This is a genomic window from Micromonospora sp. CA-263727 (assembly GCF_050942455.1).
Taxonomy (GTDB): Bacteria; Actinomycetota; Actinomycetes; order Mycobacteriales; family Micromonosporaceae; genus Micromonospora.
In genome coordinates, this window is the sequence record NZ_CP192031.1 from 1,101,526 (window position 1) to 1,122,040 (window position 20,515).

Below are 20,515 nucleotides of genomic sequence, written 5' to 3' on the forward strand. Positions count from 1 at the left end.
ATGAGAGAGTTGCGGGCATGCGTGCTCGCCGTCTAGTCGCCGTCGCCAGCGTGGCGGTCGGCCTCGTCGCCCTCTCCGGTTGCCGTTCCGAGCCCGGTGTCGCTGCCTATGTCGGCGACCACCGGATCACCGAGGACGCGGTCACCGAGGTCATCGACGACGTGCGGGCGAAGAACGCGACGCCGACCGAGGCGGTCGAGTCGGTACCCGGGCAGGAGGTGCGGCTGCCGGGGCGGACCGAGGTGGTGAGCACCCTCGTGCTGGGTGAGGTCTGCGAGCGGGTCTCCGCCGCCGAGGGTTACCAGCCGCAGGGCCAGGTCGACCCGGAGCAGGTCGCCCAGCAGCTCGGCATGAGCCCCGAGACCGGGTACGTGCGGCAGGTCGCCGAGCTGTACACCTGCCTCTCCGGCATCCCGGTCGGCGCCCCGGTCGCGCCGACCGAGCAGGAGCTGGCCGCGCTGGTGGCGGCGGGCAAGCGGGCCGGGGCCATTCCGGCCGACGTGACCGTCGAGCAGGCCGCCCCGCAGCTCGACGGGGACCAGCTGCGCCAGGCCCTGGCCAACCGCAACTCGCTGGCCGGTGCGGTCGAGGCGCACGACGTGACGGTCAACCCCCGGTACCGGCCGGTGGAGTTCCCGCTGCTCAGCTTCACCGGCAATGTCGTCGCGGTGGGGGTGCCGCTGGGTGAGCCGGGCTCCAACGCGGTCACCGACATCTCCACCCCGAAGCCACGGCCGGCGGCAGAGCCGACCGACGGCTGAGCATGCCCCGGATCGTCCTGCTGGTGACCTCACCCCGGTTGCCGGCCGGTCTGCTGACCGCGTCCGCCTGGGACGTCGTACGGGAGGCACCGGTGTTGGCCGGGGCGGAGAGCGAGCTGACCACGGCGATCCGGTCGGCCGGCGCCGAGGTGCGGGTGCTCGACGGCCCGGCGGCGCCGGCGCTGCTGGAGGCGGTGGCCGCGGGCGGGACGGTGGTCTGGCTGGCCGGCCCGGCCGGTGACGAGACCCTGGCCCGGGAGCTGGGTTTGCGGCTGGCCCGGGAGCCGGGGCTGGCCGAGCTGGAGCTGATGTACGGATCGTGGGATCCACCCGGCGCCCGGCTGCTCGACGCGGTGGCCGTGCTGGACCGGCTGCTCTCGCCGGGCGGTGACCCGTGGAAACGGGCGCAGACCCACCACAGCCTGGCCGGGTTCCTGCTTGAGGAGAGTTACGAGGCGTACGACGCGATCAGCGCCGGGGACAGCGACGCGCTCCGCGAGGAGTTGGGCGACGTGCTGCTCCAGGTGGTGCTGCACGCCCGACTGGCCGAGGAGCTGCCCGAGGGCGAGCGGTGGAACGTGGACGACGTGGCCGGTGGGCTGGTCGACAAGATGATCCGGCGCAACCCGCACGTCTTCGCCGGGGCCGAGGCGGGCAGCCTGGAGGAGATCACCGCCAACTGGGAGCGGATCAAGCAGGCCGAGAAGGCCCGCGACTCGGTGCTCGACGGCATCGCGCTCAGCCAGCCGGCGTTGGCCCTGGCGGCCAAGATCCTGGAGCGTTCCGCCCGAGCCAACCTCACCGTCCCGCTGCCCCATCCCGATGCCCAGCCGGACCCCGAGTCCACCCTCGGCGCCACCCTCCTGGCGCTGGTTGCCCAGGCCCACGAGTCCGGCCTGGACCCCGAGGCAGCTCTCCGCCGCACCACCCTCGCCCACGCCCAAACCCTCCGCATCCACGAACCCACCCCCACCCCGCCCCCAACCTCCAGCGTCGATCATGAGATTGGCGGTTCGGATCCCGGCATTTCGCCCCGCTAACCTCATGATCAACGTAGGGCGGCGCAGGGAGGGGAAGGCGGGGTTAGGGTCGGGGGGTGGAGCGGTTCTCGGTGGTGGGGGAGCGGATTGTCGAGGCGCTGCTGGCTGGTCGGCCGGGGCTGGCGGGGTTGGCGGGGGACCATCGGGTCGACGATCGACTGCCGGATTTCTCCAGTGCTGCGGTTGTTGCAGATCGGGCCATGCTGGGTGATGCGGCGAGCGTGTTGTGCGAGGTCGATTCGGATGTTCTCGATCTCGACGAGCAGGTGGACCATGCGCTGCTCGCCGCCCTGGTCGACCGGGAACTCTTCGAGCTGACCGAGATCCGGGCGCACGAGTGGAATCCCCTCACGTACAACCCCGGCCCGCTGCTGCACGCCCTGGTCGCCCGCCCGTACGCCCCGGTCGACGTCCGGCTGACCAGCCTCGCCGGCCGGCTCGCCGCCGTTCCGGACGCCCTGGCCACCGCGCGGGCGACGCTGCGTGACATGCCGCGCGTGCACGCCGAGACCGCGGTCGGGCAGTTCACCGGCGTGGCGGCGCTGATCCGCGACGAGGTGCCGGCACTGCTCGGGCAGGCGCCCGCACTGGTCGACCGGGTCGAGCCGGCCGCCACCGCCGCGGTCGCCGCGCTGGAGGAGTTCGTCGCCTGGCTGCGGGGCGGCCTGGCCGCCGAGACCGGGCCGGGTCGGGACCCCCGGCTGGGCCGGCGTCGCTGGGAGGCGCGGCTCTGGCACACCCTCGACACCGAGCTGAGCGCCGCCGAGATCCAACGCCGGGCCTGGGCGAACCTCGACCGGGTCAGCGAGGAGATCCGCGCGGCCGCGGTCGAGCTGGTCGGTGGCCCGGCCGACGACGAGACGGTACGCCGGGCGCTGGACCTGCTCGCCGCCGAGCACCCCGACGACCACACCATCGTCGACCTGGCCTCGATCACCCTGGACGAGGCGACCGACTTCGTCCGGGCGTACGACCTGGTGACCGTGCCGGACGATCCCTGCGTGATCCAGGTGATGCCGCAGTTCGCCCGTGGTGTGGCGGTCGCCTACTGCGACGCTCCCGGCGCGCTGGAGACCGCCGAGGTGCCGACGTTCTACTGCATCGCGCCCACCCCGGCGGACTGGCCGGCGAGTCGGGTGGAGTCGTTCTACCGCGAGTACAACGACCACATGATCCGCAACCTGACCGTGCACGAGGCGATGCCCGGTCACTTCCTCCAGCTCGCCCATGCCCGCCGGCACGCCGGCTCCACCCGGGTCCGCGCGCTGACCCGGTCCGGGCCGTTCGTCGAGGGATGGGCGGTGCACGCCGAGGAGCTGATGGTCGGGCACGGCTTCGGCGGCCTACCGGTCCGGCTGCAACAGCTCAAGATGCAGCTGCGGATGACCCTCAACGCGCTGCTCGACCAGCTGGTGCACGCCGAGGAACTGCCCGAGGCCGAGGCGATGGCGCTGTTGACCGGGCGCGGCTTCCAGGAGGAGGGCGAGGCGGCGGGCAAGTGGCGTCGCGCCCTGCTCACCTCCACCCAGCTCTCCACCTACTTCGTCGGCTACAGCGAGGTGGCCGCGATCGCGGCGGCCCGACCGCACGACGTGTCGCTGCGCGACTGGCACGACGAGATGCTCGCCCACGACTGCCCGTCCCCGCGTCACCTGCGGACCCTGCTCGGCATTTGAGTGCGATCGCCCCGGCCCATCGTCCCCGGCGGGGTCAGGAGCCGGCGGGCCGGCGGTCGACCACGCCGGCGCCGGGCGGCAGCTCGAACGCCGCCCCGTCGACCTGCTCCCGGTAGCGGGTCAGCGCCACCTCCACCGGCTGGCCGTCGACCCGGCCGGTGAAGCTGCCCAGGGCGCCGGCCCCGGTCACGCAGGCGGTGAAGCTGTCGGCGTTCTGGCGTACGTCGACGCAGGTGGCGAGGGAGCCGGCGATCGTGGTGTCGCTCTGCGTGATGACCGCGCTCGGATCCAGCGCGGCGGTGGTCAGCAGCCCCATCACCATCGGTGGCGTGACCTGGCCCTCCCGTTCGGCCGCGGCGAAGACGACGATCGAGGGCTTGCTGTTGGGGGCGGGCGGCGCCTCGATGGTGCAGACCGTCCGGCCGCCGTCGGGGCCGCAGTGGGTGGTCGCGTCGGCGGTGACCGTCAACTTCCCGCCGGGCCACTCGTACGCGGACCGGGCCGGGTCCTGGGCCTGGGCGATGAACGCGGTCCGCCCGCCGGGGAGCTGGTACTCCGCCGAGTAGGTCAGTTCCAGTGCCCGGTCCATCCGGGCGGCGAGATCGTTGACGATGTCGGCCCGCCCCATGGCCCGGCCGGCATCGTCCAGGGCCTGACAGCCGGTGACGGTGAGCAACATTACGGCCGACACGGCGATCGCACGGAGGGGGGTCGAGGCGGCGGGCATGGCGACCAGCCTGATCGATCAGGTCCCACTCGTGCAAACCCGTTGCCGGTTGACGCACGAGAATCCGGGAATGTCCGACTCATCTGGGGCCGATCCGGCGGCCACCGCCCGCCCGGTCGCCGCGCCGGAAGGCGGGGACCGATACGCTGCGTTCAACACCTGCCTCAGCCGCACCGTCGCGGCCCATACCGCACGAGACGACACGAACGAGGAGCGACTCAGTGGCAACCATCGAGGTAATCGAGGCTCGGGAGATCCTGGACTCGCGGGGCAACCCGACGGTCGAGGTCGAGGTCGGGCTCGACGACGGCACGATCTCCCGGGCGGCGGTGCCCTCCGGCGCTTCGACCGGCGCCTTCGAGGCGATCGAGCTGCGCGACGGTGACAAGGGCCGCTACCTGGGCAAGGGAGTGGAGAAGGCGGTCGCCAACATCGAGGACCGGATCGTCGACCAGCTCATCGGCTACGAGGCCAGCGAGCAGCGGGTGATCGACCAGAAGATGCTCGACATCGACGGCACCGACAACAAGGCCGAGCTGGGGGCCAACGCCATTCTCGGGGTCTCGCTGGCGGTGGCCAAGGCCGCGGCCGGCAGCGCCGAGCTGAGCCTCTTCCGCTACCTGGGCGGGCCGAACGCGCACCTGCTGCCGGTGCCGATGATGAACATCCTCAACGGTGGGGCGCACGCCGACAGCAACGTCGACATCCAGGAGTTCATGATCGCGCCGATCGGCGCGCCCAGCTTCCGCGAGGCGGTGCGTTCCGGCGCGGAGGTCTACCACGCGCTCAAGTCGGTGCTGAAGAAGAAGGACCTGTCGACCGGGCTCGGCGACGAGGGCGGCTTCGCCCCCAACCTGCCCACCAACGCGGCGGCCCTGGACCTGATCGCCGAGGCGGTGGAGAAGGCCGGCTACCGGCTCGGCACCGACATCGTCTTCGCCCTCGACGTGGCGGCCACCGAGTTCTTCGCCGACGGCAGCTACACCTTCGAGGGGGTCGCCAAGACCGCCGAGGAGATGAGCGAGTACTACACCAAGCTCGCCGACGCGTACCCGATCGTGTCGATCGAGGACCCGCTGGCGGAGGACGACTGGTCGGGCTGGCAGACGCTGACCGCCGCGATCGGCGACCGGATCCAGATCGTCGGTGACGACCTCTTCGTCACCAACCCGCAGCGCATCGCCCGGGGCATCGCGGAGAAGGCGGCGAACGCGGTGCTGGTCAAGGTCAACCAGATCGGCTCGCTGACCGAGACGCTGGACGCGGTCGACCTGGCCCACCGGGCCGGCTTCAAGTGCATGATGAGCCACCGCTCGGGCGAGACCGAGGACACCACCATCGCCGACCTGGCGGTGGCCACCGGTTGCGGCCAGATCAAGACCGGCGCGCCGGCCCGTTCCGACCGGGTGGCCAAGTACAACCAGCTCCTGCGCATCGAGGAGGAGCTGGCCGACGCGGCGCGGTACGCCGGGGCGGGGGCCTTCCCGCGTTACCGTTCCGCCTGACGGGTGGTAAACCTCGGGGGAGGGGTGTGATGCAGCAGCGCCGCACACCAGGTGGTCAGCGCCCGGCCCGCCGGCCGGGTCACACCGGTCGGCAGGGCGCGGGCCGGGGCGCGGTCCGCGACGGCGGCGTCCGCGCCGAGTCGCGGGCCGCCGGCCGGGCACCGTCGACCATCCGCGGCGCCGAGGGCGTACGCTCCGCGAAGCGTCCCGCCGCGGCCCGGCGTACGGCGGCCGGCGGCGTCACGCGCCTCTCCGCACCCCGATCCCGAGGTCTCACCGGGCGGGCCACCGTGCTGTTCGCGGTGTTGATCGCGCTCGCTCTCGCCTACACCTACCCGGTCCGGGTCTACCTCGACCAGCAGGCCGACATCGAGCGGATGGAAGCCTCGCAGGCGGCCCAGCGGGAGCTGATCGCCGAGCTGACCGAGCAGGCGGCGAAGTGGGAGGACCGGGCGTACATCGAGACCAAGGCCCGGGAACGGTTCTTCATGACCCGGCCCGGCGAGAAGCTGGTGATCCTGCTTGAGGATCCGGCCGGTGCCGCCCGGGACGCGGGCGCCGCCGGTGACCCGGCGACGGGAGTCATGCCGGAGGCGTGGTACGACACCCTCTGGTCGAGCGTGCGGGCCGCCGACGCCAACATGATCCACGAGTGAGTACCGAACGAGAGAATGGCACCGTGACTGTCGTACCACCGCAGGAGCCGGCGGCGGCTTCCGTACCCCCACCGAAGCGGGAGCCGGCCACCGAGGCCGACCTGGCCGCGGTGGCCGCGCAGCTCGGACGCCCGCCGCGAGGGACCCGGGCGGTGGCCCACCGGTGCCCCTGCGGCCTGCCCGACGTGGTGGAGACGACCCCCCGGCTGGCCGACGGCACCCCGTTCCCGACGCTGTTCTACCTGACCTGCCCCCGGGCGACGGCCGCGTGCAGCCGGCTGGAGTCGGCCGGCCTGATGCGGGAGATGGCGGACCGGCTCGCCACCGACCCGGAGCTGGCCGCGCAGTACCGTGCCGCGCACGAGGACTACCTGACCCGCCGGGAGGCCATCGGCGAGGTACCGGAGATCGCCGGGGTCTCGGCGGGCGGGATGCCCGGCCGGGTGAAGTGCCTGCACGTCCACCTTGGCCACGCGCTCGGTGCCGGCCCCGGCGTGAATCCCTTCGGCGACGAGACGCTGGAGCTGGTCGAGCCCTGGTGGGCGGCCGGCAGCTGCGTCGACGTGCCGGACGCCGGGTGAGCGCCGCCCCGACACCGGCCGCGACCCCGCCCGACGACATCGTGCTCCGGCGGGCCCGGACCACCGACGTACGGGCGATCCGGCGGCTGGTGGACACCTACACCGACGATCGTCGGCTGCTCAGCAAGGCGACCGTGACGCTCTACGAGGACGTGCAGGAGTTCCGGGTGGCCAGCCGGGTCTCCGACGGCGCGGTGGTGGGCTGCGGGGCGCTGCACGTGATGTGGGAGGACCTGGCCGAGATCCGCACGGTCGCCGTCGACCCGGCCTGCCGTGGGCGTCGGATCGGGCACCGGATCGTCGCCGAGCTGATCGAGGCGGCCCGGGAGCTGGGCGTGGCCCGGATCTTCGTGCTGACCTTCGAGACCGGGTTCTTCGGCTCGTTCGGCTTCACCGAGATCGATGGTGCCCCGGTGCCGCACCCGGTCTACGAACAGCTGCTCCGCTCCTACGACGAGGGCGTCGCCGAGTTCCTCGACCTGGAACGGGTCAAGCCGAACACCCTCGGCAACACCCGCATGCTGCTGCGCCTGTGAAACGTGGCAGCCCTCGGCCTGGTCGAGGGCTGCCGCACCGGTGTGGGCTAAGGCCGGGTCGTGCGCGCGGTCGGCGGCGAGCATGTAGTCCTTCGTGGGCGGTCGACCACCGGTCTCGACCGTCACTCAGCGCGGTTGAGAGGGCCTGTCAGGCGTGCATAGCGAAGAAAGAGGTTGCCCTGCTCATCAAGCAATGACCGGGTGAGCCGCCAATCTCCAGAGGCTGGTAGCGCCTCGGGTCCGGCGGTGATGCGTGGGCCGGACACCGCGAGTAGCTGTGGTGCGATTGTCATGCAGACTTCGTTCAAGAGTCCTGCGCGGGCCATCTGGCCGGCGATGGAGGCGCCCCCTTCGCAGACGATGCGACTGTGGCCCAGAGCGTGTAGTTGTTGGATTGTGTGGCGTAGATCGACGTCGAGGTCGCCGCAGACCAGGATGTCCGCATGCTTGGCGATCTCGGGATTTCCGGTGGGCACGGCTGTGGCCGGGGTTATCAGGATCGGTCGCGGCGGAACATGGCGTCCCGCATGCTGCTGGAATAGCGGGCCGGTGGGATCGAGGTCCAGGCTGCGCGTGATCACGGCGATGGTCGGATACGGCTGGAGGCCGTTGGAACGGCGTCGGGCGACCTCGGGCGCTGACAAGAGCGTGGGACCGTAGCTTTCGGCCCGTGCCGTTCCCGCTCCTAGAAGCAGCAGGTCAGCGTCTCGTTTGATCAATTGATAGACGCGTTGGTCGCCCGGACTGGTGAGGGTGCCGCTGGCCCCCTCGACCGCTGCGAGTCCGTCGATGCTGGCGACAACGACCAGGCGGATATCGGGCTCGGTGTGACCGGACCAGGCGTATCGCTCGTGAAGCTCGTCCTCGTCAAGGTCGACCAGCCCGGCCACCGGCCACATGTCGCGGATGCGAGCACCGGTGCTGGGCACGGGTGGCCCGGCCAGCCGCCAGACCAGTTCTGCGAGCTGATCGGCTAGATCGTCTAGGTAGGGGGTCTTGGCAAGGTCCGCGCCAGCGCTCAGCTGCGGCTCTGGAGACGAACGATGGCCAACCGCCAGATACTCCATACCGGTGCGGTCCATGGCGTAGACGAAGTGCCGCTCGCTGTCCTCAAAGGAGACGCCGATGGCGTCCACTCCGAGATCGCGTTGCACCTCGATGATGCCGCGATGGATGCGGCACTGGCCGATCCAATGTTGAACAAGGTCGGAGGCGGTCTGGCCATCCAGAGCGCCTGCCAAGGTGTAGGGCACCGCGGGTCGTCCGGCCTGTCGGGTGAGCGTGAGTAGCTTGGGCACCGCACCCCAGCGCCACGCGGCGCTGAGCTGGCCGAGGGCTGACAAGATTGCGGGGTCTGCCTGCTCGCTGCGGAGCGTCATCGTGGGCCGTCCAGACTGCTAGTAGCGAGGGGTTGGGAGGTGGCCGGGGGCGCTGCGACGCGCTGGAACCGGGTGCCCCGCCAGCGGTACAGGTTCCGCCCGTAGACAAGGACGAAGGCCGCCGACAATGCGATCATTCCGTGCTGTTCGGTGGCTAGGCCGTAGGTAACCCATATGCCCTGGCTAGCTATGCCGTAGATCCATCCAGCGCGGGGGTTGATGCCGCCGATCCAGAGGCCAGCCATTGAGGCAGCAGCGGCAATCCACGACCAGAGGGCAGGACTCACCGTGCATCCCCGGAGAGCTTGACGTCGATCTCGTAGGCCACCCGGTCACCGGGCACGACTGCGGTGGATACCTCAACGGGCTCGCACGCCCGGTACAGCACTCTCCAGTGCTCGAAGACCGAGGTGCCGCCGGGGATGGCGAGATCGCTGACCTCTGCCGCAGTGGGAACACGAGACTCAAAAGCGAGACTCGCCCGGTCGACCGCGATTCCCCCGTTGATCAGGTGGGCGAGAGTGCCGAGGCCAGGACGCTCGTCATCAGGACTCTTCAGCCCGATTCGCGCGGCCGTCTCCGCTGGCATGTACGACCGCGCTACCTGGTGCGGTGTCCCATCGACCACGTATCGGAAAGACCTGACCAGCAGCCGGTGGTTCAGATCGATGTCGAGCAGCCGCGCGACCCGCTCCGACGCGAAGGCGACGTCATAGGACACCTCGACCTTTGCGTCAGCGCCGGTGATCGCCTCGAACAGACCCGCCTGCATCGACGCGCCCTGTCGTGCAGCCTCGTACTCCATCCGTAGCCCAGCGATCAGGTCGCGGCGCACCACCTGGCGACTGCGAACGTAGATCCCGGAACCGTGGACCACGGTGAGTAAACCCTCGGCGACCAGCTCACGTAGTGCACGGTCAAGCGCCGATCGCGACCGGGTCTCGTAGATGGTCATGAGATCGGCCAGTCTCGGGAGCCGGTCACCCGGCTGGTATCTACCCGATTGGATCTGATTGCGAAGATCGCCCGCAATCTCACCACTTCTGCTCGCTCTCAAGGCCAGCCTCCCAAAGAGTCCCGGGAGAGTTGTTGACTCCCCCGGCTTGTGGCGTGACACTAGCAGTGTCCCGGGACAATCCTAAAGGGTTGTTCGGAGCGGGACGAAGCCCGGCGCTCTGAACACCGGGCTTCGCCAGTCGGGTCGCTGACCTTGGGAGGAGCACGGCCCATGAACATTGTCCACGACCCCCGAGGGCCTGGTCACGGGCAGCAGGCTGTAACACCGCCTGTCACACGGCCCCGCACCAGCCTGCCGTCGGAGCGGGCGTCCGCCATCTCGCGAGCGGCTGATCAAGTGATGTCTGGCCCAGCTATCCATCCTGATCAACGCGCGATAGAAGATGTTGCTGCCTCCGCCTACCGCCCTGGTGATCTGGTTTGGGTCTGGCCGCCCTGCGACGCGCAGTGGTGTCCAGGCATCATCGACGCCGGCTCTCGCCTCGCAGTACTCGCGACTTATCGGCGTCCAGGCGGTGGAACCGGCGTTGACACGCTCCTGCCGCGATACGTCACCCCCCGCGCCACTTCGGATGCCGATCTCGAAGGCGTCGGCGCTGCCCTTCCGGTCCGCACGGCCTTCCCTGCGGCCAACCGTGACTACCCTTCGTGATCTTGCATCTACCGAGAAGGGATCTGGCTAGTGGATCACTCAACCTCAGCCCTTTCCAACCTCCTGGAGCACCCCACGTGGTGCAACCTGGCCGAGTGCAGTGCCCAAGGCCCAACCGAATTCCACCCCGAGTCGTTCCCACCGGCCCATTGGGGTCACCGATACGCCTGTAACCCGTGGCCGGGCCGGTACCCGACCGAGGCGGCCTTCCAACTCGTCCGGTTCGTTGATGACCCACCGCAGACCGACTTTCTCCGCTTGGAGCTGGGCAACTTCGAGGAACGGCGGTCGCACTACGTGCGCCTGGTCCAGGGAGTTGCGATGCGCGATGCCCTAGACAAGATCCTCGTGCAAGCCGGGGTGGGACAGGCCGAGACCAGCGGCATCCCGGCCGCCGGTCACGAGTCAGGGGCGTGACGTGGTGACGCGTGAGACGTATGGGCCCGGTCGGCTACCGCCCGCGGTGCCGGAGCCGATTCCGACCGACCCGGGCGAGCTGATCGACCGGTTGCGTACCACCGCGCCGCCGGAGGCCGGGCCGACCGCTCTGCTGGCCGCGGCCGTCAGTATCAACCGCTCTCACTACCTTGACCGGGACCAGCGGGCAGCGATCCGTGAGGTTCTGGCCAGCATCCCGGCCCTCCGTTTCGACGGTCAGGCCGTGGACATCATTGGCCGTCCCGGAGTCTCGGTGAGCCTGGTCGGGGTCCACTTCGACGCTGACGTTCGATCGCGTCACCGGGGCGCTGCTCGCATACGAAGAGGTCGTCGGTACGCCAGCGTCGCTGTTTCAGTGCGTGCTTTTTGAGCACGGTCGCCGGACGCATCCGGCCGAGTGATCCGTTCCAGGCAAGTGCGGGAGATGACGGCATGACATCAACGAGCGATGTCCTAGCGCGGTATGAGAGTGGTTGGCCGATCCGGTGGATCGCTGCCGAGGCCGGGCGCTCCTACGGATGGGTGTATCGGCAGCTCCAGGACGCTGGCGTGACCATGCGTCCTCGGGGCAGCAGCCGGCGCACGGCGGGCGAGGCTGATCCGCTGGTGGCGGGCGGTGAGGTGTCCACGCTGGTGATGAGGTTGGTTCGCCCGGGATTCCGGTGCCTGCTTGGTGATGAAGAGGATCGAAGGATCTCGGCGCGGTTTGGCGCTCCGGTGGGTCGGCTGTCGAAAGGCGCGGTGCCCACGGGTCGTGCCGCGCGAGCTGCGTTGGTTGGTGCTCTCGCTGGTGAGCCTCTTGCGCTGACGGTCAACCAGGAAGGAGGGCGACTCAACGCGGCGGACTGGCCGGACTTGAGCCTGTTGCCCGGTGCGATGGCGCTCGGCGCTGCGGGGGACCCCGGGTTGGCGCGGGAGGCAGGGGCGGCGATCGGCGGTCAGCTACGTGCTCTGGGGCTGACGTGGAACCTGGCGCCGGTCTGCGACCTGTATCTGGGTCGCGGGAATCCGGCGTTGGGCACGCGGTGTTTCGGCAGCGACCCTGAGCAGGTGGCCGCTCTCGCGGCGGCTTTCGTGGACGGCTTGGAGGGCGCGGGGGTCGCGGCGACGGCCAAGCATTTTCCCGGCCTTGGTGGTGTAGACGTTGACCCGCACGCCAAGGTCGGCAGACTTGATCGGCTGCCGCGCGGGGCGTTGTTGCCGTTCGAGGCCGCGATCGCGGCCGGAGCCAGCGCGGTCATGGTGGGCAGCCACGTGGTCGCCGACGTCGATGACCTGCCGGCGGTGTTCTCCCCGAGGATTGTGCGAGGGCTGCTGCGGGATCGGCTCGGGTTCGGCGGCGTTGTTGTGACGGAGAACCTTTCGATCCCGGCGCTCATCTGTGCTGCCGGGGGTATCGGTGAGGCTGCGGTGAGGGCGCTGGAGGCCGGCGCCGATCTGCTGATGGTGGATTCGGAGGTGTCTCGGCGTAAGCCTGCCGACGTGGCGCGGCACTCCAACACCGCTCTGGCGGTGCGGCGGGCCGCGGTCGTCGCCGCCGTGGTGGAGGCGGTTCAGCAGGGACGTCTGACCCGTGATCGGCTGCTCTCCTCCGCCGCCCGGGTCGACGCCCTCGTCAAGCGACACGGCATCGCCCAGCCAGCCGACCTCGGAGACGAGCTTGCGTTACGCGCCGCGAGTCGCACGGCATCGCAGGTCTGCCTCCGTGTCGCCCAAGCGGCGGTGACCGTGGTGAGAGGCAACGCCCGTATTCTGCCGCTCCGGATGCCGCCAGGTGGTGTGTTAGGCGTCATCCGTGTGCCCGCGGTGCGGGGTCTTCGTGCGGACAGCTCGTGGCAGACGCCCTATGTCCTGCCCGGTTTGCTCACCGAGTTCCACCCGCGCATCGAGGCCGTCACCGTGGACACGAACACCTCACCCGGCGTTCCCCATGCTGCCAAGTGGGAGGCAGTGGTCGTGGCGACGCACAACGCCTGTCACGGCCGCCACGACCACCGGATTACCATCGGCGCACTCGTCGGGCAAGGCCGTCCGGTCATCCACCTCGCCACAGGCGACCCCGCCGACCTGACCGACACACCGGCTCACGTCGCGATAGCCACCTACAGTCCCGACCCGGCCAGCGTCCGCGCTGCCGTCCGCACGATCTTCGGTGCCCATCACTCCACCGGAGCGCTGCCCGTTCCGGCAAGGGGAGATCGGTGACCGGGGTCGGCGAAGCGTCGCCGCCGGTGACGGTGCGTGTGCCGGTCGCCAGGCTGATGGAGTACGTGACTGCCTGCTACCTCCAGCGTGGCCTTCCGGTGACGGCTGCGCGGACAGTGGCGCGGATGCAGGTGGACACGGACCGGCGGGGCGTGCGGTCGCACGGCACCCGGAAGGCTGCCTCCTACCTCGCCAAGCTGGCCGACGGGAGCCTCAATCCGCGACCGCGAATTCGAGCTGTTGAGGGCGCGGGGATGTGCCTGCGGTTGGACGCGGACCGTGCGGTCGGGCCGTGGGCAGCGGCGGTCGCGGCACGACGGGCGGTGCGGTTGGCCGCTGTCGGAGGGGCAGCGGTGGTCGCTGCCGTCCGGTGTGGGCATATCGGCGCGGCCGGGTCGTCCGCCCTGCTGGGAGCGCAGGCCGGCATGGTCACGATCGTGCTCGGCCAGACGGGCAGTGCTTCCGCGGCCCCGCACGGCACGAACGAGGCGGTCCTCGGCACGATCCCGCTGGCGATCGCCATCCCGAACAGCGATCGGCCGCCTGTCCTGGCCGACTGCGCTACCGCATCAACCTCCTGGGGCACGCTGGCCAGCACCTACCGCGATGCCGGCCGCCGGCTGCCGGAGGGCTGGGCGTACGACGGGAACGGATATCCCACGCAGGACCCGCACCAGGCGGCGGTGCTCCGAACGCTGGGAGAAAAGGGCTCAGCGCTGGCCGTGGTCGCCGCCGTCCTCGTCGGACCACTCACCGGCGCATCAGCGCTGCCCTCCGCCGAGGGCCGAGGCTTACTCACCATCGCCATCTCGCCGACCGTCCTCGGCGTCGCCGACCAGTTCGGCGACAAGGTCGAGCAACTCGCACACACCATCCGGACCGCCCGCCCGGTCCCGCACAGCTGCGGAGCGAGGATGCCCGGCGATCGAGCCTGGACAGCCGTAGCCGAGACCGAGCGCAACGGCATTCGGCTCGATCCAGCACACCTCGAATCGCTGCTCGACGCCGGACGCGATCACGGCGTCGATCCTCGCCTGCTCACCGATCACCTCACCGGCACGACCTGACCTGCCGTCGTCCGACAACCCCCACCGTCTTGGAGGATCGATGACCAGCAGCACCACCGCCGGAAGTCCGCTCACCGATCCGGCCGTCCGCGCTCGTCTCTGCGACCGGCTGATGGACCTGCGGCCCCTGACAGACCCGTACCTGGCCGTCGAGGTCGCTCGCCTAGCCCACCAGGGCGGCGGCCCCACCGTCAGCAGCCACCTGGACAGCGCATTCGCTGCCGTTATCCACGACCGGATGCTGCACGAGCCGACCGAGCGGCGGGTGCCGTTCCTCGGAACCGCCAGCCGGATCGTCACCCCGCTCACCGCCACGCACCACCTCGCCCCGGTCGAGGTCGACGCGCTCCAGTTCGCCCTCCACCTGTCGTTTGAGTATCCGGGGCTCGTCGGCAGCCCTATGGCTCCGTTGGCGCTCAAGACCGACCTCGACCCCGGCTTTCAGCCCGTGACGCCGCTGCGGCAGATCCTCGAATCACAGCGCGCTGCCGGTCCCGACGGGTTGAACACAAGCTATCTGGTCAGCCAGATGAAGGGCGGAATGAGCGTCGACATGGGGATCGGCTGCCCGCTGATGTGCGCCTACTGCTACCGCCGTGAGGGCGACACCGTCAACGGCTACCTCGGCACGTGGAAGCCGATCGAGTTCATCGGGGCCGACGAAGCGGTCGACCGGCTCCTGGCCCACCCCTGGTTCACTCCGCACGTAACCCCGGTCGGCCTGCACATGTCCACCTCCGAGGCGTTCATCCCGCAGCTCTGGCCCCGAACCCTGCACGCCCTACAGCGCATGGACGCGCTCGGTCTGACCAACCGGGTCAGCTGCATCACCAAGTACGGCCTCACCGACCAGCAGATCGCCGAGCTGGAGGCGCTGCGCAACGTCGACCTCGACATCAACATCTGCTATGCAGCCATGCCCGAATCCGTAGAGCCACCGAACCGGGCCAAGCGCCTCGACTTCCTGCACCGCGCCCTGCAATCTCGGCTCAACGTACTGGCCTACTACCGGCCGATCGCCGAAGGACTCAACACCACCGACACGCACATCCGTTCCGTCTGGCACACCTTCAAAGACGCCGGCGCCCGCGTCGTCGTCCTCGGCGGCCTCAAGTTCTCCGACGACCACGTCAACTCGTTCATGTCCTACGGCCTACCGCTACCCGTCGGCAGCTTCACCCCCGGCAAGAAGCTGCTCACCCCTGACACCGAGCGGCGCATCATGACCATCTTCGACGAGGTGTATCGCGACGTGCCCGAGGCCGACCGGCCCGCGGTGCTCAAGCGCTCCTCCTGCGGACGGGTCGTCGTACGGGGCAGCTACCTGCCCGACTACAACGCCCACCACGACCAGCCGCAGACGAACTGCCGCCTGCGCTGTCCCCTGACCCAGCACGCCGTCTGCGCCTCCGCCGTCACGCCGACCTCCGAGCAGGTGCGTCACCTGCTGGCCCGCATGCAGCGGCCACACACCAGGTTCACCACCGCGGGCGGCGCGGTCACGATCCACGACGACATCAACCCGTTCGAGCGCACCTTCCTGCGGCAGAACCTGCTCTACCCGGTCGACACCGAGCACCAGGCCGCAACCAAGATCAGCCACACGCTGACGCTCGCGGAGATAGCGCGATGAACCCGGCCAGCCCACTGCTCACCCGCCCCGCACCGGTGACACAGCATCGAGCCCTCGCGCTCACCCTCGCCCGACACAGCACCAACCCCGCAGCGCTCCACAGCCTGCTCACCATCGGCGACCCGGAAACCGCCAACGCGCTCGCACAGATCCTCGACACCCGCGCGACCCTGCCCCTCGACGTCCTCACCGCCCTGGTCGCCCACCACCATGAGCTACAGGCCAGCACGAGCCGACTACGCGCCCTGCTGTTTCCCACCACCGACGGCTGCCACCGATTCGCCCGCACCATCGCCGCACTCGAACACCGACCGGACACCATCGACGCCGCATTCATCGCCACCGACCGGTTCCGCCGACACGCCGCCGCCGTCAACCCGGAAACGTTGGTGCAAACCCTCGCCGCCATGTTGGCCAGCGACCGACTCACCCCCGACCGGCTACCCACCGTCGAGGCTCTCCTCAACGCCCGCCACCGGCAACGACCAGACCCGTTCGCCGACCTCGCCGCACCGCTGGTGACCCGGACCCGGCACGCCATGCTCGTCGCACCACTGACCGAACTACGAGCCGCCATCCTCGATCACTACGCCGCCCAGCACGACGGCCTCACCCGGGCCGGCGAAGCCTTTCTCACCCGCGCGGAAGCTACCGTGCACACCGCGTCTGACCTGACCGCCGCCGCTGCGGCGATAGATGCCCTCCGGCACCAGACCTCCCTCCGCGCAGGCCACACGAGCACGTCCGCCGTCACCGCCGTACCCGATCCCGGCAACCCGGCAGGAGCCCAAGCGTGGGAAGAGGCATGGGCCGCCAACGCAACCACCAACGACGGCGCCGAATACGAGCCACACCAACGGGTCCTCGTCACCGCCTACCAACTCCTCGCCCAACACGCCCGCACCCACCCAGGTACGCCCACCGACTGCTGGGCCACCAACCCCGCCGGACGCCAACTGCTCCACGCCGTCGCCGACCGGCTCACCGGCTACCGCGGCCTTCGCCCCCTCGACCACTTCACCGACGACACCCTCCTGCTCGCCTTCGCCCGCGGCCTAGCCAAACTCCACCGCCACCGCACGCCAGACGACCTGCACATCACCGGATTCATGGCCGCCGTCAAAGCCGCCCGCTCCAAGAGCCACCTCATCGACACCACCAAACCCATCCACGTCGGCATCGTCATCCCCCTGCGCGACGAAACCCGACGCCTCACACCGCCCTCACCAGACAACCCGCACGGCCAAGACGCCGCCCGCGCCAAACTCGCCCAGCTCGCCTGGCTGATCAACACCACACCCGAGGCACGGGTCGGCATCCTCTTCGTCGACGAGAGCCCCACCGGCGACTCTGCCCTACACCTCCGCCGGATCCTGGCCAACCACCCGGCCACCCCTGGACTGGTGACCCATACCGCTGTCTACCCCTATCGAGCTGACGCGACCAGCGACGACAACGCCGCGCAACCCACCAGCGGTCCGGACTACACCGCGAAAGGCGGCGCGGTCCTGTGGGGCCTCGCACGCCTGCTCGACGCCGGATACCCCACCCTCGCCTACACGGACGCCGACCTCACCTTTTCCTTGGACCAGCTCGGGCTTCTCCTCCACGCCCTCACCGCAGCCCCCGACACCGGCGCGGTAATCGGCTCCCGCCGCACCCCCGACGCCCACGGCTACTACCCGCCCACCGGCCCCACCCCCACCAGCCAGCTATACCAACAGGCCATCGCCGAACTACTCGACCTCGACCACGTCAACGACCCCCAGGCCGGCTTCAAAGCCTTCCCCGCCGACCTACTCCGCGACATCATCCCCGCCACCCGCGACCGACACCTCAGCTTCGACACCGAACTACTGGCCCTCACCCACCTCGCCGGACGGGCCATCACCGAAACCGGAATCTGCGCCCTACACCAATGGACCAACCGCCACGTCGGCACACCACGCGACTACGACGCCATGCTCACCCACGTCCGCCAGCAAGCCCACCGCCACCGGTTCACACCCGCCCGTCGACCCACCCCCACCCTCGACCTCATCGCCGACGCCGGGGGCCTCGCACGTGCAGCACGGCGGCAGGCGGGCATCCCCGTCACGATCCGCCCGCTCCGGCGAGCAGACAAGCCGGCTACATCGAGCCAGGACGCCATCGGAAGCCCCACCTGACCGCAACGTGGACCTGCACGGAGCGACGGGACGAGCGCTGACTTCGGTAGACGCGCCACGCCCCACCTCGCCCCTACGTACACTGGCCACCGACAGGGCCAAAATGCGAAGGGGAAGACACTGCCTGTGGTTACCAAAGCCGTTATTGCCGTCGCGGGATTCGGTAGCAGATTTTTCCCCGTCGCGAAAACCCTCAACAAGTGCATGCTGCCCATCCTGAACAAGCCCGTCGTGCAGTACGCGGTCGAAGACTGTCTCTCGGCCGGCATTACCGAGATCGCCATCGTCACTGCCCCAGGTCAGGCCGGAAGCCAGGTTCGCCATTACTTCTCCCCGGATCCAGATACGGAAGCCTACTTCCGCAACAGGGGATGGGCTGACAAATGGGAACCGGCTGCTCGCCTCCAAGACCTCGCTGACTTCACGTTCATCGAACAACCCCGAGACAGCCGGTACGGCACAGCCGTACCCGCCATGGTCGCGAGGGACTTCATCGGTCGCGACGACTTCCTATTGTTGGCCGGCGACGACCTCCTACTCCGCACTGACGGCGGCAGCGATCTCGCCGACCTCATCACCCGCCGAGAACAAGCCGGCACACCAGCAGCCCTCGCCGCCGCCACCGTCGACGGAAAACAAGCCCACCGATACGGCGTTCTGTCTACTCGCGATCGCGATGCCACAACTCACATCCTCGGCGGGATGCTCGAAAAGCCTCAGGACTGGCAAAAGCCCACCTGCTACATCAACATAAGCCGCTATCTACTGCCCGGCGAATTTGTCACATACCTCGACCAACTCAAGCCGAACCCTATCACCGGCGAATACCAGACCACCGATGTAGTCGAGGCATACGCGGCCGACCGCGAGATGCTCGTATCACCCACCACCGGCAGCTACTACGACTGCGGCAACATCAACGGATGGCTTGCCGCAAACAACGCGGCAGCACAAATCTGATCAGTGAGCCTTTCCGCGTCCACACATTCCAAATGATCAACCAGTCGGCCGCCGCCTCCGGGGTTCGACACCCCCCGGCCCCACCGTAACCCTCCCCGACATCACTCGGCGTCACATCAATCGATGTGATCGCTGACTTTTGGGAAGTCTTCCGGGGTGCCGCCGCACCGCGGGAATGAAGACGGCACGAACCGTGTCCGGCTGGCGTCATGGACGGTGACGAGTTGGCCGGTGGTCTGCGCGCGCACGACCGAACCTTCGCGATTGCAAGACCACATGCACGCACATTGGCTAGGTCCGACGCCACGGCCAACAGAAGCGAACCCCACGATCAGACCGACACGTCGCCGATCGGCAGGTCAGCCGCAACGGCCGCCCGCACCCAGGGCGCAGTTTGGGATGCATCCCGCCTCGGGCGTGTCCACGGTGTTTCACCTGCGGACCTGACGAGCCCCGAGCGGACGGTAGGGTGCCGACGTGACGACGCGTGTGGCCGCCATCGACTGCGGCACCAACTCGATCCGGTTGCTGATCGCCGACCTGCCCGAGCCAGCCGGCGAGCCGGTGGCCGTGCCGCTGGTCGACCTGAGTCGGCGGATGGAGATCGTTCGGCTCGGGCAGGGGGTGGACGCCACCGGCCGGCTGGCGCCGGAGGCGATCGAGCGGACCCGGGTCGCGCTCGCCGACTACGCGGCCGAGATCGAGAAGCTGGGCGTCGAGCGGGTACGGATGGTGGCCACCTCGGCCACCCGCGACGCCGCCAACGCGGCCGACTTCCGGGCGATGGTGGAGCAGACCCTGGGCGTCGCCCCCGAGGTGGTCAGCGGTGACGAGGAGGCCCGGCTCTCCTTCATTGGCGCGGTGCGCGGGCTGCCCACCGAGATGCGGTCGCCGTACCTGGTGGTGGACATCGGCGGCGGCTCGACCGAGTTCGTCGTCGGCGGCCGGGCCGGCCAGGTCGACGCGGCGATCTCGGTGGACATCGGCTGCGTCCGGATGACCGAGCGGCACCTGCACGGTGATCCGCCCGGTCTGGCCGAGATCGCCGCCGCGCAGGCCGACATCGCGGTGGCCGTGGATCGCGCGCTGGTGGCCGTGCCGGGGCGGGCGGCGGCCACGCTGGTCGGGCTCGCCGGTTCGGTCACCACCGTGGTCGCGATCGCCCAGGGCCTCACCGGGTACGACCCGAGCCGCATCCACCACGCCCGGGTCTCCTACGAGCGGGTGGCGGAGGTGACCGCCGAGCTGCTGGCGATGACCCGTGAGCAGCGGCTGGCCATCCCGGTGATGCATCCCGGCCGGGCCGACGTGATCGGCGCGGGCGCGCTGGTGCTCCGCGTGATCATGGAGCGGGCGGGCCTGGCCTCGGTGGTCGCGTCGGAGCACGACATTCTCGACGGCATCGCCTGGAGCCTCGCGCCGACCGCTTGACGCCACACCCCGAGCCTGGGAATTGGCTGAACGGATGAGGGCGGCGGGGCAACGGGGGAAGCCGATGATCGCTTACGGTGTCG

At 69.7% G+C, this 20,515-nt stretch carries 17 protein-coding genes; 13 read left to right on the top strand and 4 right to left on the bottom strand.

What is annotated here, in order from left to right; all coding sequences use genetic code 11:
• The first annotated feature begins 17 nt into the window (after nucleotides 1-17).
• Genes ACQPYA_RS05180 through ACQPYA_RS05190 form a run of 3 tightly spaced genes read left to right on the top strand, consistent with a single transcriptional unit; the run spans nucleotide 18 to nucleotide 3,477 of the window.
• A complete protein-coding gene (locus ACQPYA_RS05180) occupies nucleotides 18-761 on the top strand; it encodes a hypothetical protein (RefSeq protein WP_433531496.1) in 744 nt (247 codons plus the stop codon).
• A 2-nt stretch (nucleotides 762-763) separates the two neighbouring features.
• Entirely contained in the window at nucleotides 764-1,801 is a 1,038-nt protein-coding gene (locus tag ACQPYA_RS05185) for a nucleoside triphosphate pyrophosphohydrolase (protein WP_433531497.1), read from the top strand.
• A 56-nt stretch (nucleotides 1,802-1,857) separates the two neighbouring features.
• On the top strand, nucleotides 1,858-3,477 hold the full coding sequence (locus ACQPYA_RS05190) for a DUF885 domain-containing protein (RefSeq protein WP_433531498.1): 1,620 nt from the start codon (nucleotides 1,858-1,860) through the stop codon (nucleotides 3,475-3,477).
• Between the two features lie 34 nt (nucleotides 3,478-3,511).
• Here ACQPYA_RS05190 and ACQPYA_RS05195 read toward each other — a convergent pair whose 3' ends face one another.
• Nucleotides 3,512-4,204, bottom strand: a complete 693-nt coding sequence (locus tag ACQPYA_RS05195) for a hypothetical protein (RefSeq protein ID WP_433531499.1) — start codon at nucleotides 4,202-4,204, stop codon at nucleotides 3,512-3,514.
• Nucleotides 4,205-4,425: 221 nt separating this feature from the next.
• Between ACQPYA_RS05195 and eno the strand changes: the two genes are divergently transcribed.
• From eno to ACQPYA_RS05215, 4 genes are read left to right on the top strand one after another with little or no spacing between them, the layout of a single operon-like run.
• Entirely contained in the window at nucleotides 4,426-5,709 is a 1,284-nt protein-coding gene (gene eno, locus ACQPYA_RS05200) for a phosphopyruvate hydratase (RefSeq protein ID WP_433531500.1), read from the top strand.
• Nucleotides 5,710-5,738: 29 nt separating this feature from the next.
• Complete coding sequence (locus ACQPYA_RS05205; RefSeq protein ID WP_433531501.1) at nucleotides 5,739-6,365, top strand: FtsB family cell division protein; 627 nt, start codon at nucleotides 5,739-5,741, stop codon at nucleotides 6,363-6,365.
• Nucleotides 6,366-6,388: 23 nt separating this feature from the next.
• Complete coding sequence (locus ACQPYA_RS05210) at nucleotides 6,389-6,946, top strand: DUF501 domain-containing protein (RefSeq protein ID WP_433531502.1); 558 nt, start codon at nucleotides 6,389-6,391, stop codon at nucleotides 6,944-6,946.
• Nucleotides 6,943-7,482 (top strand): amino-acid N-acetyltransferase, encoded by a 540-nt coding sequence (locus ACQPYA_RS05215; protein WP_433531503.1) that lies wholly within the window; start codon nucleotides 6,943-6,945, stop codon nucleotides 7,480-7,482. Before ACQPYA_RS05210 ends, ACQPYA_RS05215 begins: the two co-directional genes overlap by 4 nt.
• A gap of 122 nt (nucleotides 7,483-7,604) precedes the next feature.
• Here ACQPYA_RS05215 and ACQPYA_RS05220 read toward each other — a convergent pair whose 3' ends face one another.
• Nucleotides 7,605-8,861 carry a dihydrofolate reductase family protein gene (locus tag ACQPYA_RS05220; RefSeq protein WP_433531504.1) on the bottom strand — a complete coding sequence of 419 codons (1,257 nt, stop codon included), beginning with the start codon at nucleotides 8,859-8,861 and terminating at the stop codon, nucleotides 7,605-7,607.
• Between the two features lie 283 nt (nucleotides 8,862-9,144).
• Entirely contained in the window at nucleotides 9,145-9,978 is an 834-nt protein-coding gene (locus tag ACQPYA_RS05225) for a GntR family transcriptional regulator (RefSeq protein ID WP_433531505.1), read from the bottom strand.
• A gap of 1,422 nt (nucleotides 9,979-11,400) precedes the next feature.
• Here ACQPYA_RS05225 and ACQPYA_RS05230 point away from each other — a divergent pair.
• The 5 genes from ACQPYA_RS05230 (at nucleotide 11,401) to ACQPYA_RS05250 (ending at nucleotide 19,001) form a co-directional block, all read left to right on the top strand.
• Nucleotides 11,401-13,173 (top strand): glycoside hydrolase family 3 N-terminal domain-containing protein, encoded by a 1,773-nt coding sequence (locus tag ACQPYA_RS05230; RefSeq protein WP_433531506.1) that lies wholly within the window; start codon nucleotides 11,401-11,403, stop codon nucleotides 13,171-13,173.
• Between the two features lie 56 nt (nucleotides 13,174-13,229).
• Nucleotides 13,230-14,240: an Ldh family oxidoreductase gene (locus tag ACQPYA_RS05235; RefSeq protein WP_433533383.1), complete on the top strand. Its 1,011-nt coding sequence runs from the start codon at nucleotides 13,230-13,232 to the stop codon at nucleotides 14,238-14,240.
• 40 nt (nucleotides 14,241-14,280) lie between these two features.
• Nucleotides 14,281-15,873: a hypothetical protein gene (locus ACQPYA_RS05240; protein ID WP_433531507.1), complete on the top strand. Its 1,593-nt coding sequence runs from the start codon at nucleotides 14,281-14,283 to the stop codon at nucleotides 15,871-15,873.
• A complete protein-coding gene (locus ACQPYA_RS05245; RefSeq protein WP_433531508.1) occupies nucleotides 15,870-18,041 on the top strand; it encodes a hypothetical protein in 2,172 nt (723 codons plus the stop codon). The genes ACQPYA_RS05240 and ACQPYA_RS05245 overlap by 4 nt, the downstream gene beginning before the upstream one ends.
• Before the next feature lie 126 nt (nucleotides 18,042-18,167).
• Nucleotides 18,168-19,001 (top strand): sugar phosphate nucleotidyltransferase, encoded by an 834-nt coding sequence (locus ACQPYA_RS05250; protein WP_433531509.1) that lies wholly within the window; start codon nucleotides 18,168-18,170, stop codon nucleotides 18,999-19,001.
• A gap of 116 nt (nucleotides 19,002-19,117) precedes the next feature.
• Here the strand turns inward: ACQPYA_RS05250 and ACQPYA_RS05255 are convergent, their stop codons facing one another.
• Nucleotides 19,118-19,249 carry a hypothetical protein gene (locus ACQPYA_RS05255; protein WP_433531510.1) on the bottom strand — a complete coding sequence of 44 codons (132 nt, stop codon included), beginning with the start codon at nucleotides 19,247-19,249 and terminating at the stop codon, nucleotides 19,118-19,120.
• A 241-nt stretch (nucleotides 19,250-19,490) separates the two neighbouring features.
• Here ACQPYA_RS05255 and ACQPYA_RS05260 point away from each other — a divergent pair, with 241 nt between their 5' ends.
• Nucleotides 19,491-20,432 (top strand): exopolyphosphatase, encoded by a 942-nt coding sequence (locus tag ACQPYA_RS05260; RefSeq protein ID WP_433533384.1) that lies wholly within the window; start codon nucleotides 19,491-19,493, stop codon nucleotides 20,430-20,432.
• Nucleotides 20,433-20,515: the final 83 nt, after the last annotated feature.